Source organism: Weissella thailandensis (assembly GCF_005405465.1).
Taxonomy (GTDB): Bacteria; Bacillota; Bacilli; order Lactobacillales; family Lactobacillaceae; genus Weissella; species Weissella thailandensis.
In genome coordinates this window covers 1-15,882 of record NZ_BJEC01000006.1, presented here as the reverse complement: position 1 = coordinate 15,882, position 15,882 = coordinate 1, and the positions used below count along the sequence as shown (strand labels likewise).

At 38.2% G+C, this 15,882-nt stretch carries 17 protein-coding genes, 6 tRNA genes and 2 rRNA genes; 1 reads left to right on the top strand and 24 read right to left on the bottom strand.

The features are described 5' to 3' along the window. Positions 1 to 3: 3 nt before the first annotated feature. The 12 genes from ribF to FFM62_RS03490 all read right to left on the bottom strand — a co-directional run bounded on the left by ribF (position 4) and on the right by FFM62_RS03490 (position 11,050). Entirely contained in the window at positions 4 to 939 is a 936-nt protein-coding gene (gene ribF, locus FFM62_RS03545; protein ID WP_115470775.1) for a riboflavin biosynthesis protein RibF, read from the bottom strand. 67 nt (positions 940 to 1,006) lie between these two features. Beyond that, a complete protein-coding gene (gene truB / locus FFM62_RS03540) occupies positions 1,007 to 1,918 on the bottom strand; it encodes a tRNA pseudouridine(55) synthase TruB (protein WP_115470774.1) in 912 nt (303 codons plus the stop codon). 121 nt (positions 1,919 to 2,039) lie between these two features. After that, positions 2,040 to 2,393: a 30S ribosome-binding factor RbfA gene (gene rbfA, locus FFM62_RS03535; protein ID WP_075269851.1), complete on the bottom strand. Its 354-nt coding sequence runs from the start codon at positions 2,391 to 2,393 to the stop codon at positions 2,040 to 2,042. A gap of 37 nt (positions 2,394 to 2,430) precedes the next feature. Continuing rightward, positions 2,431 to 4,662 carry a translation initiation factor IF-2 gene (infB, locus tag FFM62_RS03530; RefSeq protein WP_115470773.1) on the bottom strand — a complete coding sequence of 744 codons (2,232 nt, stop codon included), beginning with the start codon at positions 4,660 to 4,662 and terminating at the stop codon, positions 2,431 to 2,433. A gap of 11 nt (positions 4,663 to 4,673) precedes the next feature. Next, a complete protein-coding gene (locus FFM62_RS03525; protein WP_075269853.1) occupies positions 4,674 to 4,979 on the bottom strand; it encodes a YlxQ-related RNA-binding protein in 306 nt (101 codons plus the stop codon). Next, positions 4,969 to 5,268, bottom strand: a complete 300-nt coding sequence (gene rnpM, locus FFM62_RS03520; protein ID WP_115470772.1) for an RNase P modulator RnpM — start codon at positions 5,266 to 5,268, stop codon at positions 4,969 to 4,971. The genes FFM62_RS03525 and rnpM overlap by 11 nt, the downstream gene beginning before the upstream one ends. Positions 5,269 to 5,280: 12 nt before the next feature. After that, positions 5,281 to 6,414, bottom strand: a complete 1,134-nt coding sequence (gene nusA, locus FFM62_RS03515; RefSeq protein ID WP_115470771.1) for a transcription termination factor NusA — start codon at positions 6,412 to 6,414, stop codon at positions 5,281 to 5,283. Positions 6,415 to 6,432: 18 nt separating this feature from the next. Continuing rightward, positions 6,433 to 7,119, bottom strand: a complete 687-nt coding sequence (locus tag FFM62_RS03510; protein ID WP_115470770.1) for a ribosome maturation factor RimP — start codon at positions 7,117 to 7,119, stop codon at positions 6,433 to 6,435. Positions 7,120 to 7,280: 161 nt separating this feature from the next. Beyond that, on the bottom strand, positions 7,281 to 8,666 hold the full coding sequence (mgtE, locus tag FFM62_RS03505) for a magnesium transporter (protein WP_371851236.1): 1,386 nt from the start codon (positions 8,664 to 8,666) through the stop codon (positions 7,281 to 7,283). Positions 8,667 to 8,679: 13 nt separating this feature from the next. Continuing rightward, positions 8,680 to 9,597 carry an RluA family pseudouridine synthase gene (locus tag FFM62_RS03500; RefSeq protein WP_115470769.1) on the bottom strand — a complete coding sequence of 306 codons (918 nt, stop codon included), beginning with the start codon at positions 9,595 to 9,597 and terminating at the stop codon, positions 8,680 to 8,682. After that, a complete protein-coding gene (locus FFM62_RS03495) occupies positions 9,598 to 10,416 on the bottom strand; it encodes an NAD kinase (protein ID WP_115470768.1) in 819 nt (272 codons plus the stop codon). It abuts the gene before it with no gap. A gap of 19 nt (positions 10,417 to 10,435) precedes the next feature. Beyond that, the gene (locus FFM62_RS03490; protein WP_115470767.1) at positions 10,436 to 11,050 is read right to left on the bottom strand and encodes a GTP pyrophosphokinase; all 615 of its coding nucleotides are present in this window, start codon (positions 11,048 to 11,050) and stop codon (positions 10,436 to 10,438) included. Positions 11,051 to 11,435: 385 nt separating this feature from the next. Here FFM62_RS03490 and FFM62_RS03485 point away from each other — a divergent pair, with 385 nt between their 5' ends. Continuing rightward, complete coding sequence (locus FFM62_RS03485; RefSeq protein ID WP_165845884.1) at positions 11,436 to 12,047, top strand: DsbA family protein; 612 nt, start codon at positions 11,436 to 11,438, stop codon at positions 12,045 to 12,047. Positions 12,048 to 12,184: 137 nt separating this feature from the next. Here the strand turns inward: FFM62_RS03485 and FFM62_RS03480 are convergent, their stop codons facing one another. The 12 genes from FFM62_RS03480 to FFM62_RS03425 form a co-directional block, all read right to left on the bottom strand. Beyond that, positions 12,185 to 12,703, bottom strand: a complete 519-nt coding sequence (locus FFM62_RS03480) for a YfcE family phosphodiesterase (protein WP_115470765.1) — start codon at positions 12,701 to 12,703, stop codon at positions 12,185 to 12,187. 2 nt (positions 12,704 to 12,705) lie between these two features. Beyond that, entirely contained in the window at positions 12,706 to 13,302 is a 597-nt protein-coding gene (locus FFM62_RS03475; protein WP_115470764.1) for an XTP/dITP diphosphatase, read from the bottom strand. A 24-nt stretch (positions 13,303 to 13,326) separates the two neighbouring features. Beyond that, positions 13,327 to 14,160, bottom strand: coding sequence for a glutamate racemase (gene murI, locus FFM62_RS03470; protein ID WP_115470763.1), 834 nt, complete (start codon positions 14,158 to 14,160; stop codon positions 13,327 to 13,329). 63 nt (positions 14,161 to 14,223) lie between these two features. Continuing rightward, complete coding sequence (locus FFM62_RS03465; RefSeq protein WP_115470762.1) at positions 14,224 to 14,853, bottom strand: HAD family hydrolase; 630 nt, start codon at positions 14,851 to 14,853, stop codon at positions 14,224 to 14,226. Between the two features lie 177 nt (positions 14,854 to 15,030). Further along, positions 15,031 to 15,102, bottom strand: a tRNA-Gly gene (locus tag FFM62_RS03460). Positions 15,103 to 15,112: 10 nt separating this feature from the next. Then, positions 15,113 to 15,186, bottom strand: a tRNA-Met gene (locus tag FFM62_RS03455). Positions 15,187 to 15,194: 8 nt separating this feature from the next. After that, a tRNA-Pro gene (locus FFM62_RS03450) sits at positions 15,195 to 15,268 on the bottom strand. A gap of 28 nt (positions 15,269 to 15,296) precedes the next feature. Then, positions 15,297 to 15,370: transfer RNA gene (locus FFM62_RS03445), tRNA-Arg, on the bottom strand. A 12-nt stretch (positions 15,371 to 15,382) separates the two neighbouring features. After that, positions 15,383 to 15,455, bottom strand: a tRNA-Lys gene (locus FFM62_RS03440). Positions 15,456 to 15,457: 2 nt separating this feature from the next. Beyond that, positions 15,458 to 15,530: transfer RNA gene (locus FFM62_RS03435), tRNA-Val, on the bottom strand. Positions 15,531 to 15,536: 6 nt separating this feature from the next. Then, positions 15,537 to 15,653, bottom strand: a 5S ribosomal RNA gene (gene rrf, locus FFM62_RS03430). A 78-nt stretch (positions 15,654 to 15,731) separates the two neighbouring features. Then, positions 15,732 to 15,882: ribosomal RNA gene (locus FFM62_RS03425) — 23S ribosomal RNA — on the bottom strand; the annotation flags it as partial.

Genomic DNA, 15,882 nt, shown 5'->3' with positions numbered 1-15,882 from the left:
AGACTATAGCTTTGATAAGAGTACTTGTGATTGTTTTTCATCTTCAGCCAATTGGTCAATAAGATCTTGCACATTATCAAATTTTACTTCACCGCGCAAATAATGATGCCAACGAACTTGAACATTTTCACCATAAATGGCACGACTAAAATTAAATAAATTAATTTCAACGGTCTTCGGTCTATTTTCACCAAAAGTCACATTATACCCAATCGAGGCCATCCCAGGATACCATGTTTGACCAATCTTCATTTCTACTACATATACGCCAACCGCCGGCAATCTCTCGCCTGGTGTTGTTTCAACATTGGCTGTTGGAAATCCGAGTTCACGTCCACGTGCTTCTCCATGCACAATTACCCCCGTCGTTTCGTATGGGCGCAATAATATATGTTTTAGCGTGTCTAAACGACCGTCATCAACCAGCTTTCGTGCAAGCGTTGAGGCACTTTCTTTACCGTCTACATTAACCTGTTGCACCTCAATAACATCAAAACGGTTTTGAGCATACTGTGGTAAATGTTTCATGTCCGAATTTTCAGGCCCATAGGTATGATCAAATCCGGCAACAACCGCCTGAGCGTGCAATCCTACCATATATTGGTCGACAAAATCTTGTGGCTTTAATTGCGCAAATTCGGATGTAAAGTTAACGACATAAGTTAACTCCACACCAAGTTCTGCTAATAATTCCAATTTTTTAGGTAATCTAGTTAAATAAGTCAGAGGCTTATTATATGTTTTAAATGCAATCGATGGATGATGATCATAAGTTAAAACTGCTAACTTAGTTCCCCTTTTTTTAGCTTCATCGGCTGCACGTTTGATAACCGTACGATGACCAGCGTGCACACCGTCAAAAAAGCCCATTGCTAAAACAACTGGTTCTTTTTTTATTTGACTTGCCTCATATGGATGATGCAAATAAATAACTTCCATCATTAAATCCTTCTTCTCTTTGTTTTTTAGTGTATACATTACACACGCATATTATGATAAGTATAGATTATTCTATTGAAAAAGTTCGATAAGCCCGATATTGGTTTTTATCAGGTCGCCAAGCAAAAACAGATTTTACATCACCTTGATATGTCAAAACAATCTTTTCTGTAATTGGTTCGAATAAACTAGCCGGTTGTCCAATACCGTGCTTTATTCGATCCCATTGTGCATCAGTTAAGGCCACGTGTGGATATTGTTCAACGGCTGTTGACAGGGGCATTAACCAGTCACCTAAAGTACCTTCTTCTACCATACGTTGTGCAATATCTTCTAAATGACGGGCTTGTTTAATATCATATCCTCCGGCACTGACCCTTGTTAATTGGCTCATCACTGAAGGCACTTGTAATTGCTTCCCTAGGTCAACAGCTAGCGTTCTGATATAAGTCCCTTTAGATACCTTGGCTAAAAATGAAAACGTCTGGGTTCCTTTCTTTTCATCAAAAACTGGGTCTGAAGTCATTTCAAATTCATAAATTGTTGCTTCACGCTTTGGACGTTCAACTGTTTCACCCGCCCGCGCATAATCATATAAACGGCGTCCATTCACTTTCACAGCAGAATACATTGGTGGTACTTGCGTGATGTGCCCAGTTAACTCGTGCATTCCCGCAAGTATTTTATCAGAAGGAAATGGCGTTGTGAGTTGCTGTGTCTCGATAACTTCACCATCCATATCCTCAGTAGTTGTTGCAATACCAAATGTAATTTCACCGGTGTACGTTTTCCCCGTTTCTTGTAAAAATTCTATTGTTTTTGTAGCCTTACCCAGTGCGATTGGCAAAACACCATCAACACTTGGATCGAGGGTTCCGGCGTGGCCAATTTTTTTCATATTTAAAATACGCCGTAGTTTAGAAACAACATCATGTGAAGTCATCCCTGCTTCTTTATAAATTGGTAAAATTCCGTCCATATTTCCGCCCCTCTATTGTGGATTAATTATATGTATATAAAAAGGGGTTTCGTACCAAAAATTTACTGGTAAAAAACGCCCTTTCATTAATTATTCTCATACGTATTGGTTATAAGTATGATTAGTCTTGGTGTAATTGACGAATCAAATCATCAATTTTATTACCATATTGAATAGATTCATCTTTAACAAACTTTAGCTCTGGTGTTTTATAAATACGTAAACGAGACCCTAATTCTTTACGAATTAAGCCGGTTGCCGCATCAAGACCTTCCGCAGCTTTTTTGTTAACTGAAGCTAGTTCTGATAACACACTATAAAAGACTTTTGCTTGTTGTAAGTCACCCGTCACCTCTACACCAGTAACAGTAACTCCCTCAATACGTGGATCACGAATTCGCTTTAATAATAAATCATTAACTTCGCGCTGAATTTCTTGTTCTAAACGACCAACTCGAAAATTTTGTTGTGCCATATTAATTTCCTCCCATCAATATGCATTGTGAAATCAATTAGCGTGGAATTTCAACCATTTCGTACGCTTCAATCGTATCACCAACTTTTTCATCATTGTACTTTTCAATCGTTAGACCAAAGTCATAGCCATTCTTGACTTCCTTAACATCGTCCTTGTAACGACGTAATGAACCAATCTTACCATCAAAAATAACAATTCCGTCACGAATCAAACGAACTGATGCATTGCGAGTAATCTTTCCAGACATTACCATACCACCAACAATTGTACCGACCTTTGATACCTTGAACAAATCACGGACTTCGGCAGTACCGACAACTTTTTCTTCAAATTCAGGATCTAGTTGTCCCTTCATTGCAGCTTCAATTTCGTCAATGGCATTGTAAATGACACTGTGCAAACGAATCTCAACCTTGTCTGTATCAGCTTGTTGCTTTGCTTGTGGTGTTGGACGTACGTTAAACCCGACAATAATCGCACCAGATGCTTCGGCAAGTGTAACATCTGATTCATTAATAGCTCCAACGGCAGTGTGAATAATGTCAACCTTAACACCTTCCACATCAATTTTACGGAATGAACCAGCTAACGCTTCCACTGAACCTTGAACATCAGCCTTAATAATGACTGGAACAGACTTCATTTGCTTCTCAGCCATCTTATTAAACAAATCAGACACAGAAACAATATTATTACGATTACGTTCTGCAATCACAGCACGCTTAGCACGTTCCTCACCAGCTGCACGCGCGGTTTTTTCATCTTCAAAGACCACAAAGTGGTCTCCGGCTGATGGCACTTCATTTAATCCTGTAATTTCCACAGGAGTAGATGGCAAAGCTGACTTAACACGACGTCCACGATCATTAGTCATTGTTCGAACGCGTCCGTAAGTGTTACCAACAACAATTGGGTCACCGACATGCATTGTTCCTTGTTGTACCAATACGGTTGCAACCGTTCCACGTCCTTTATCAAGACGAGCTTCAACAACAGAACCAGCTGCACGCTTGTTAGGATTTGCCTTCAATTCCAAAACATCGGCTGTCAAAAGAATCATCTCTAGTAATTCATCAATATTTTGTCCAAACTTAGCTGAAATATTAACAAAGATGGTATCTCCACCATACTCTTCAGGAACCAACTCATATTGCATTAACTGGTTGATAACATTTTCTGGTTGTGCACCAGGCTTATCAATCTTATTAACAGCAACAATAATTGGTGTTCCGGCGGCCTTAGCGTGGTTAATGGCTTCAACCGTTTGTGGCATCACACCATCATCAGCAGCGACTACCAAAACAGTAATATCGGTAATATCCGCTCCACGTGCACGCATTGCAGTAAAGGCTGCGTGACCTGGTGTATCCAAGAATGTCACAACACGATCATTTAACTTGGCTTGGTAAGCACCAATATGTTGCGTAATACCACCAGCTTCACCTTCTGTAACGTGTGAATTACGTAGGTAATCTAGCAAAGTTGTCTTACCATGATCAACGTGACCCATGATTGTCACAACTGGTGCACGAGCTTCCATATCTTCACTGTCTTCTTCTTCAACTTCGAAGAATTTATCCAAGTCAGCAATATCTACTTCAACCTTTTGTTCAACATCAATACCGTAATCAGCAGCTAATAGTTCAATCGTGTCAGCATCCAATGACTGGTTTTGATTAACCATGACACCTAACATAAATAACTTCTTAATAATTTCAGTCGCATCACGATGAATTAATTTAGCAATATCTTGCACGTTCATTCCAACTGAATAAACTAGCTTCTCTGGTAATGGTTGATCCTTACGTACTGTTGGTGCTGGGCGATGCTCGTTGTTATTACGATTACGTCCTTGATTTTTCTTGCCGCGTCGATTATTACGATTGTTGCGGTTGTTCCCGTTATTATTGTTGAAACGACGGTTTTTGTTTTGTGAATTACGATTATTATTACGTCCGCCATTGCCGTCATTAGCATTATTTTGTTGTGGCTTTTGCTTATTATGTTGCGGACGAGAAGATTTATTATCTACTTGCTTTTCGTTGTTATTATGGTTTGCACCCTTTTTCGGTGCTTTGTGTTCAGTTGTCTTGGCCTTTGCTGACCCATTGTTCTTTTTAACAGCATTAGTCAATGTCTTAACTGCTTTATCATCTAGTGTAGACATGTGGTTTTTAACCGACATGTTTGCTTTATTTGCAATTGACACTAAATCCTTTGATGAAACATTTAAGTCCTTTGCCAACTCATAAATTCGCTTGGTCATATAACTTCCTCCTAATTATCTAAGTATTCTCGCATTTTTTTAGCAAATCCTTGATCAGCTATGCCAATCACTGTTCGTGCTAATCCAGTTGCATCTGCCAATTCTTGACGAGTTAGTGTTGTTGAGAATGCAACGTTGTAACTCGTTGTTTTATCCGTAAATTTCTTTTTACTTGTTTGACCACCATCTGATGCAAAAAAAACTAAACTTACTTTGCCAGAACGAATTGCATTCAAAACTAATGCTTCACCAGTAACTAATTTGCCTGCACGCCTAGCAAGACCTAATAAGTTTAATAATTTTTGCTTACTTTGCATCGCCAAAAAGCTCCTTACGTGCTGCTTGATGATCAACATATGCAATCAAATCATCATAAAACTGTTCTTCAAGCTTGGTTTCAAATACTTTATCAAAAATACGTTTTTTCTTAGCGGTCTCTGCCACTTCGACAGATAGAGAGATGTACGCACCACGTCCATTTGCTCGATTGGATGGATCTAAGATGACATCGCCTTCAGGTGTCCGTACAATACGCACAAGTTCCTTTTTAGGTACCATTTCACCAGTAACAATATCTTTACGCATTGGTACTTTACGTGGCTTCATATGCGTTACCTCCTATTCTTCTGAATTATCGTCTAATTCAATTTCTTCATCATCATTTTCATCAGTAACAGTCTCTGCTGATTGATTTTCCATTTCAGCAATTGCTTCTTCACGTGCTGACTCTGGTTTAATATCAATTTTGAATCCAGTTAATCGGGCTGCTAAGCGTGCATTTTGTCCACGCTTACCAATAGCTAATGATAATTGATAATCTGGAACCAAAACCGTTGCTGCGCGGTCGTTATTTGGATCAAAAATAACCTCAACGACTTCTGCTGGGTTCAATGAATTCTTAATAAACTCAGCTGCATCTTCAGTCCATTCAACAATATCCATGTTTTCACCAGATAATTCAGTGACAACAGACTGCACACGAGCACCACGTTGTCCAACCATCGTTCCAACTGCATCTAGGTTCTCATTATGAGAATAAACAGCAATTTTTGATCGGTCACCCGCCTCACGAGCAATTGACTTAATCTCTACAGTGCCATCAAAAACTTCAGGAACTTCTGCTTCAAATAGTCGCTTAACAAGATCTGGATGAGTACGAGAAACAAAGACTTGTGGACCCTTTTGCTCATTTTGTACTTGTGAAACCAATACCTTAATTTTATCACCCATTTGGTAGTTTTCACTAGGCATCTGATCATTTGGTTTCATTGCTGCCATTTGATTACCAGGCAAAATGATGTACAAGTAACGTGAGTCTTCTCGCTCTACTTCTCCAGTGATGATTTCATCTTCATATCCAACAAAATTATCATATACAACACCACGCTCAGCTTCGCGTACTTTTTGCATAATAATTTGTTTTGCAGTCTGTGCAGCTAGTCGGCCAAAATCTTTTGGTGTAACTTCAAAGCGAATTTCATCACCAACTTCATAGGCTTTATTTAATTCTAACGCTTCTTCTAAACTAATTTGTTCATATGGTTCTTCAATTTCAGCTACAACTTTCTTAACAGCAAACACCTTAATGCTACCTTTTTTCTTATCAAATTGTACTTCGACGTTTTCAGACTCGTCGTAATTCTTTTCATATGCCTTCTTCAAGGCTTCTTCAAGTGCTTCAATTAAAACTTCGGCTTTGATACCTTTTTCTTCTTCAAGTGCATCAAGAGCTGATACTAATTCCTTACTCATTTTTGTTTCTCCGTATTTTTAAAAATCATTCGATTGTCGTGCTTGTGCAACTGCGCGACGTGGAATAGTCAATTCATTATCAGACTCATCAGTGATGATTAAACTTTCTGGTGTAAAATCACTCAATTCCCCAAAAAACTCTTTACGACCATCAATCTTCTGATAGGTCGAAATATGAACCAGCTTATGGTGAGCCCATTCATAATCTTCTTCGCTAGTCAAAATACGATCTTGACTAATAGATAAATGAGCTTGTTGAATGTTGTCTAAATCAACTTCAATTAATTGATGTTTTGTTTTTAACAGTACGTCCATTGTCAATATATCATCCGCAAATGAAATTAACTGACCAGTGAACTTCTCAAATCCTGCAATCGGATTATTCAAATCCACCTCAATAAATCTACCAACTGCCCATTTAAAGTTTGCTGGTTGCTGTAATTTTCTGTCAGCACCTGGAGATGAAACATCAAGAAGATAAGCCTGTGGGAATGGATCTGGAGTAATCTTATCTAGTTCGTTACCAATCAACTCGGTTAACATTACTAAATCATCCATATTAATTTCTCCGTCAACACGGTCTACAAGTACACGAAGAACAAAATCGCTGTCCTGCTTTTCATACAAAACATCCCAAAGATCAAAACCCTTTGTAGCCAATACGGGTTTTAAAATTTCTTGTACATTCTCTGTAACTTTTGCCATTTTAACCCTCCCTTCACACAACAATATTCGCTCGATTTAATAAACTCCTTAAAAAAATGAGCGGCCGAGAAAAATCCGGCCACTCAATTAAGAGCATATTCATTAACAAACCTAATAGTAACATGAATCTGTGCTATAGGCAAGTAACTGCACATCCTACTTTAGTGCATCATAAAGTGATCAATAAAAATTTTAGCAACATTGAAATAAACAACAACGGATGTTAAATCGGACAATGTTGAAATAAATGGTCCTGATGCAACCGCAGGATCGACACCAATCTTATCCATAATCAACGGAATAAAAGCACCAGCTACATTAGCGACTAAAATAGCAACTCCCATTGCCAAACCAACAGCAATGCCCAACAACAAGTTGTTTTTCCAAACCAAGATAACCAAGAAAATGGTCACTCCGGCAAGCACACCAATCAAAGCACCAATCAAAATCTCAAATAGTAGCGATTTCAATGTCGACTGTTTTTCTTGCAAAGCAATTCGCCGCACTGCAACGGCTAATGATTGGGTACCCGCATTTCCGGCAGTACCTGTTATCAATGAAATAAAAACAGCTAATACTGAGGTCTCTGCAACCAAATAATTATAACCATCGATGACAGAAGCTGTTCCCATCCCCAAAAAAATCAGGCCAATCAACCAAGGCAACCGTTTCACTGCGGATTTAATCGGATTATCTTCTATATTAACAACGTCAACACCAGCAAGTCGTGAATAATCTTCGGCTGCCTCTTCATCAATAACGTCAACAATATCATCAACAGTAATCATTCCAATCATTTTTTCCTTAACGACTACTGGAATAGCAACGAAATTATAATCAGCCATAATTTTGGCGACCTCTTCCTGATCATCAGCAGGGCCTACGGTAATTAGATTTGTATCCATCACTTCAGAAATCATCGCTGCATCTGGCCACACAATTAACGACTTTAGAGAGATAACACCAACCAATACACCATCATCATCAAGGATATAGATGTAGTTGATTTGCTCTGCCTCTTGAGCAGCTTTCTTTACCTCTACCATGGCTTGACTAATGGTTAGCCGTTGATTAATAGCGATAAATTCCGTACTCATCAAAGAGCCGGCTGTATCATCTTCATACTTCAAAAGGCGCTTAATTTCTTCAGCGCTGTCTTTAGGCATTAACGATAGGTACATCGCTAGTTGCTTTGTATCCAAGTCGGACATCAAATCAACAGCATTATCGGTATACATTTCAGCTAACATTTCTGCCGCATAATGTGGTGACATTTCAGATAACAGGTCATTAAAATCAACATCTTCAGGATCTATCTCATCAAAAATATCCGCTAACTCAACTGGCTTCAACCAATCAATAATTTGCCGTCTTAACTGTGTTGTCAATGAAACGTAAAAGATTGCCTGGTCAAATGTATGCAATTCATCGAAACTATCTAAAAAAGCATCTTTGTCATTATTTTCAATATAATGAACTAAATAACGGGCTTGTTCTGATAATTCATCACGCATGTCTTCTGTTAATTCTTGTAAAGTTTCCTCCATCATTCACCACATTCTAAGACTTACTTACCACGTCTGCCGTGGCATTTTCAGTTAAAATTTGCTTTAAATCTTCAGGTAACGGACTCTGTATATGTCTTTGTATTTCACTAAATGGATCATAAAATTCTAGCCAATAAGCATGTAATGCTTGGCGGCTGATACCTCGGTCCATTGGCCCACCATATATTTCATCGCCAATTAAGGGGTGATCAATATATTTAAAATGCACTCGAATTTGGTGCGTACGCCCAGTATGTAATTGAACTTTAACTAAAGTTTGATTAGGCATACGATTAATTACCCAATATTCCGTTTGTGATGACCGACCATCCGGACGAACTTCACGTCTAATAAAATCATCATCCATTCGTCCTATCGGTGCATCAATAAAACCATGATCGTCTGGAATAATCCCATCAACAATCGCATAATAACGCTTATCCACTGTGTGTGTCTGTAATTGCTTGTCTAATAAACCATGAGCAAATCGATGCTTTGCTAATAACGCAACACCAGACGTAAATCTATCTAGTCGTGTCACAACGTGAGGTACAAGATCCTCTGCACCTTCAGACATTAAATATCCTTTGACACGATTAACCATGGTGGTTTCCCGATCAGCTTTACCTGGTACAGATGTTAGACCGGCTTCTTTATCAACAACTAACCAATTTTCATCTTCATATAAAACTGAAATAGGTAAATTAGAAACTGCGACAACTGCATTTGACTGTTCAGCAGGCATCTTTACCTCAACCAAATCACCCGGCGCGACATCATCAATAGTTCTAACTGGTTTGTGGTTAAGCAAAACTTGTCCGCCGCCACGCTTAATAATCGCAAACATACGGTGTGACACACCTCGTTGTGCTAAAAATGCTTTTATTCGTAGTGTCCTATCACCTTGATTTTTCCAACTAAAATGAGCCACTTACCTTACCTCCGTTCCAATAAAGCTGCTTTGCACACGATGCCAAAAGTGCATATGACGATACTCCGCAAATTGGATTTTCTGATCAGCAACCTGGAAAGAGATCCAATCTATATTGGAAGATATTTTATTTAAATGATCATAACTAAAAGTAACTGCTGAACCATCATTTTCTAACTGCACTTTGATAACCTCATGATTACCGATAATCAACGGTGATCCTAGCGTTCGAAAAACACGACTATTAATTGAAGCTATTTCAGCTAGTTGAATGGCTTGCAGACTAGGATGCATAACCGCACCACCAATTGCTTTATTGTATGCAGTTGATCCTGTTGGTGTCGATGCCGTTAAACCATCTCCACGGAAACGTTCAAACAATTCATTCTGGATATAAACATCTGCAACCAATGTACCAAGCGGACGTTTAATTGCCGCCTCATTCAAAGCTAGCACATTTTCTTCATGTCCATCAGTATAATGAATTTTAGCATGCAAAAGCGGATATTTAACCGTCTTAGGAGTTGTTTCTTGATTGACCAGGCTTTCTACTAATTCATCTAACTCAAAATATTGCCAGTCTGCATAAAAGCCAAGGTGCCCAGTGTGCACCCCAATAAAACGAATTGTATCCAATTGATCAGTGTAATGATGAAAAGCACCTAGTAATGTCCCATCGCCACCAACTGTGATGACCACTTCAGGCTTCTCATTGTCAAAGATGACACGCCCTTCACTTCGAGCAATTAATTTTTCTTTTAGTAAGGAAACTACTGCTCTAGAATGTGGTACGTTATTACTATATACAGCGATTTTCATTTAGCAGCCTTTCTTTTTTCTATACATTATTATTTGTTGAATTCTCTGATAAACCATTATGGAGTTCAGAAAACAATTCATCTACTTTAATGCTTAGTGCCGCAGCATCTTTCAACTTTTCTTGCATTTCTTCACTATATTCACCATCGTACTTATAGTTAATTGCATGTTCAATAGTTGCCCATACGTTCATTTGCATCGTTCGAACTTGAATTTCTGCTAATACCTTTTTTTCACCAGTAATTAACTGCACTGGATACTCGATAACAATATGATATGATCGATATCCGGATGGCTTTTCATTTGTCACGTAATCTCGTTCTTCCAAAATTACCATGTCTTTTCGTTTACGCAATATATCCACGACACGATAAATATCTTCAGTAAACTGTGTCATGATTCGAACGCCCGCCAGGTCTTCCATGTCCTGTTCGATTCGGTCCATACTAATATGGCGTCGAACAAGTTTTTCCTCAATAGCGGGGACAGTTTTCACACGTCCTGTCACAAATTCAACTGGTGTCTGTACCCCTTGTAATTCAAATTCTTGGCGCATGCCACGCAATTTAACCTTTAATTCGTCAACTGTTTGAACATAAGGTTGTAGTAGTTTTTCCCACTCATCTTGTGTCATTTTAGTTCCCCCAAAAATTTCATTAGTATCCCTGTTATTTGTGTCTCGTCACCAAAAATCAAACCAACCTGATGTAACCACTACCATAGAATACATTAATCGATGACATAAGCAAAATATTATCGTATTCGCTGTGAACATTATATAATCAAATCAGCTTGATACAACAAATAACACAATGCTTTAATTTTACAATTACTAAAGAGTTCTTACCAGTACTATTTAATAAATAATCCGCATTTGAAAACTCAATTTATGCAATTTTTCACTAAAAGGGTTATTCTTAGTTCTGTTATAAAAAAGAAAATCATGTAGACACACTAGCAATGATAGCGTACTATTAACGGGTATGCATAAAAACGTTTTTTGGAGGTTGTCGCTTGTTATGTTAGAAGTGTACCACTTCGTCACACCACTCTCGGCTGAAAGTATCACATCAGAGAAGCTGATTATGAGTTATTTTGAAGAAATGAAACAATTCGTTTCCTATAAAATGATTCCAATCGTCACCATGCAATCAGTACGAGATACGTATCACGAATTAAAGAGCAGTGCCGTAAAAACTAATTACGCAACTGTTGCAAATAATTTATCACAATTAGTATTAGATACAAAAGCTATCCAATCGCAAGGACGGAAAGCTGCACGATCTTTTTATTTAAAAATGCAAGAACAGCTATTAGCTAATGAGCCTTATTCTGAAAAATTAGTTCTATCAACGATTGCAGAGTTAAATTTAGACAAATCACTTTTTTTAGAAGATTATCATACAGCAGCTACTCTGTCTTCATTAAGAGACGATCAAAATATTGCTGCAAATATGGGAATCAATACTTATCCAACAATGGTTGTCTATGATTCAGCTGACAATAAGTATGCCCTTCAAACCACAGATTTTTCATCACAAGGTCTGGCAAATATCTTTAGTTCATCTGTCACCCAAAATACAAACAATGCCGCTCTCCACTTAGTTAGTTATGAAGAAGGTAGTAATTAGGATGCCAAAAGGCTAATACTTAAAGACACATAAAAAGATCACGATAAAACAGTTTTAGTTAGACTGTTTTGTCGTGATTTTTTTATTACTGCTTTACTTTTATAGGATGTCTACTTACTTCAACTATATCTTTTACATTACCGATCAAATTCAAATTTTAACCCTGGTACAGGTTGTAAATCACGTGTGTAAAATTGCACGATAAATTTTTCTGGTTGTACTGTCAGAATTGCATATGTCCCTTTGAGATAAGCATAAGGTCCCTTAGGTAGTGAAATTGATCCAGGATTAATAAATAGCTTCCCATCAATCTTTTCAGCACCAAGCATATGTGTATGGCCTGAAGTAACAACCTCGACATCTTTATTTGATACAACTTCTCTTAATTGATTGAGTGATAGTTCAGTATGCACTAAATGACCGTGCGTTTGATAAATTTTAATAAACTCGTCTTCATAGTCACGATCATCTGGAAACATTGAATCATCATCCATATTTCCAATTACTGGTAGTAACGTATCAAATAATTCATCTGAACGTTGCAATTCAGAATCACCATTATAAAACATTGCCTGCACGTGTCCCTTATAATGAGCAATAATATCAGCTAGAATTTGTCGATCACCGTGTGTATCAGATACAATTAAATAATCCATAATTAATCCTCCCACCAATCTTTAAATAGCGTCATAAATTTTCTCAAAGCATTTCCTCTATGTGAAATGCTATTTTTTTCTGTAGCCGTCAGCTCGGCAAAACTTTTGTGCAAAGACTCATAATAAAACAATGGATCGTAGCCAAATCCGTCTGTTCCCTGTCCTTTGAACAAAATACTTCCTGTAACTGCACCATCAGCTTCAATTTTTTCTCCTGTTGGTTTCAAACCAACAATCACCGTATGAAATGTCGCTGTTCGATTTTCCTTCTCAACATTAGCTAATTCAGTCAACAATTTGTTATTATTAGCCAAATCATCATGATCACCTGCATAACGCGCCGAATGAACACCAGGTGCACCATTTAATGCATCAACACTTAACCCGGAATCTTCTGCAACGACTGGCAGTTGATATGCTGCTGCAATAGTTTTTGCCTTAATAGTTGCATTATCAGAGAACGTCAATCCATTCTCATCAATTTCAGGTACATCATCTAAATCATTCAATGAAATAACTTCTACACCAAATGGTGATAAAAATTCACGAAATTCATGTATTTTCCCCTTATTCTTTGATGCAAAAATTAATTTAGTCATCTTTTTATTCCTCCAAGGATTCGTTTACTCTACAGTTATTAACTTACCATCCCAAATGTCTACATGTTGTACGCTCAAACTAGAAATCTGTAGCCAATTTTTAGCAAGCTGATCAAAAGTTTCTGGATCACCAGTGGTAAAATACTTATCCGTATTTCTTATCTGCCTATTATCATTTTCATGTTTAATAGCAAAATTATCAAGGGTTTGCTCTACAACATTAACAGCAGCTGCCCCCGCATCGACTAACTTGACTTGTTCCCCCACGGCTTCTTGAATAAATTTGGCAAGTAATGGAAAATGAGTACATCCCAATACTAATGTATCAACATCACTATTTTTAATTGGTGACAAAATATTTGTCACCAATCGCTGAACGGTTGCATCATCTTTTTGGGGTTGCTCAGCAATTTTCACTAAAGTTGGGGCGGCCAATTGTAGGATATGAAAATTACGATTAATTTTCTTAAGACCATTATAGTAGGCTAACGAATTTACCGTTCCCTGCGTAGCAACAATACCAATATTATTTATACTTGTTGCTTGACTAGCAGCGTCGATTCCTGGTTGAATAACACCGACCACTGGAATTGGTAATTGTTTTGTTAAATCGTCTAAAGCGGCTGCAGTAGCGGTATTACAAGCAATAACTAATAATTTAATGTCCTGCTCCATCAAAAAATCTACTAACTGCCAAGTAAACTTTTTAACTTCCTCTGGTGTTCTAGGACCATAAGGCATCCGTGCAGTATCACCAATATAATAAACTTGTTCATTTGGCAATTGTTTTAGAGCCTGCTTAACGACGGATAAACCTCCAATACCTGAATCTAAATATCCGATTGCACGATTATCCATATTTTTTCACTTCTTTCAAAATATTATCGTAAATTATATGATGCTATTTCACTTTAGTATCATCTATTTACTTTCTAACACATAGGTCACTAGTGCAGACGGGGTGTCAAATATCACGTCTGCCTGATTGTTAAAGACAGACTGATCACGAACACCCCAAGCTGCCATACCAAATTTAATGCCTGCATTATGGGCAGCCTGCATATCGTGGACAGAATCACCAATATACATTGCCGTTGTACCATCGGCATCGAGGTTTTCTAATGACTTTAAAATCGGGTCAGCCGCTGGTTTCATATTAGGTGTTTGACCTGCAAACACAAAATCATCAAAATACTTCACGAAATCAAAATCACTACTATGGTTAGCAAACTCCTCTGGCGTATTTGAAGTAACAATACCAAGTTGTTTACTATTTAAATTAAGTTGTGCCAACATTTCCGTAATGCCATCAAATAAATTGACCTCATGCCAAAAATCATGATAATGGCTTTGCCAAGCTAGTTGCATTTCTTCAGGATTTTGTACACCTAATTTAATTAAGCCGTCTAATGATGGTAATCCAAAAATCTTATATACTTCTTCATACGATTTTTCAATCCCTCTATCACGGAAAGTTTGAATAAGAGACTGCATATACATACTCTCTGTACTTAACAACGTACCATCAACATCAAAAATAACCGTCTTCATAGTTTTCCCCTAAAAATATTTATACTGTCTAGTATATAACACTCATAAGGTTCATGCATCAACCTAAATAAAACATTGCAGATCATTTGAAAAATTTATTAAAACCAACAGGCCTACATAAATAAAATAATCCCCAACAAACACTAATTAAAAGCATTCATTGGAGATTATTATGTAAGCGGACGACGGGAATCGAACCCGCATTCCCAGCTTGGAAGGCTGGAGCACTAGCCGTTGTACTACATCCGCATTGTGCTAATCGCGGCGGGGGGAATCGAACCCTCGACCTCCCGGGTATGAACCGGACGCTCTAGCCAGCTGAGCTACACCGCGAATAAATATCGGGACGACAGGATTCGAACCTGCGACCCCCTGGTCCCAAACCAGGTGCTCTACCAAACTGAGCTACGTCCCGAAATAACAATAAATATTAAATTGTTAAATGCACCTAGAAGGATTCGAACCTTCAACCTTCTGATTCGTAGTCAGACACTCTATCCAGTTGCGCTATAGGTGCAATAAATTCCTATGGGTCGTCTGGGGCTCGAACCCAGGACCCATGAATTAAAAGTCCACTGCTCTACCAACTGAGCTAACGACCCAATGGACGTTACAGGGATCGAACCTGTGACCCCCTGCTTGTAAGGCAGGTGCTCTCCCAGCTGAGCTAAACGTCCATTACTGCATCGCGATGTCCTATCCTCGCAGGAGGCGATCCTCCAACTACTTTTGGCGCTACTGAGCTTAACTGCTGTGTTCGGTATCGGAACAGGTGTGACCTCAGTGCCATCATCACGACACGTTTTTATTGAGTGAACTTAGTTCCCTCAAAACTGAATCATAATTACTTATTTTTCTTGCCTTACACCACTTGCTACTTGGTTAAGTCCTCGAACCATTAGTACTAGTCCGCTCCATGTGTCACCACATGTCCACTTCTAGCCTATCTACCTCATCATCTCTGAGGGGTCTTACTTCATTTCTGAATGGGAAATCTCATCTCGAGGCGAGTTTCACACTTAGATGCTT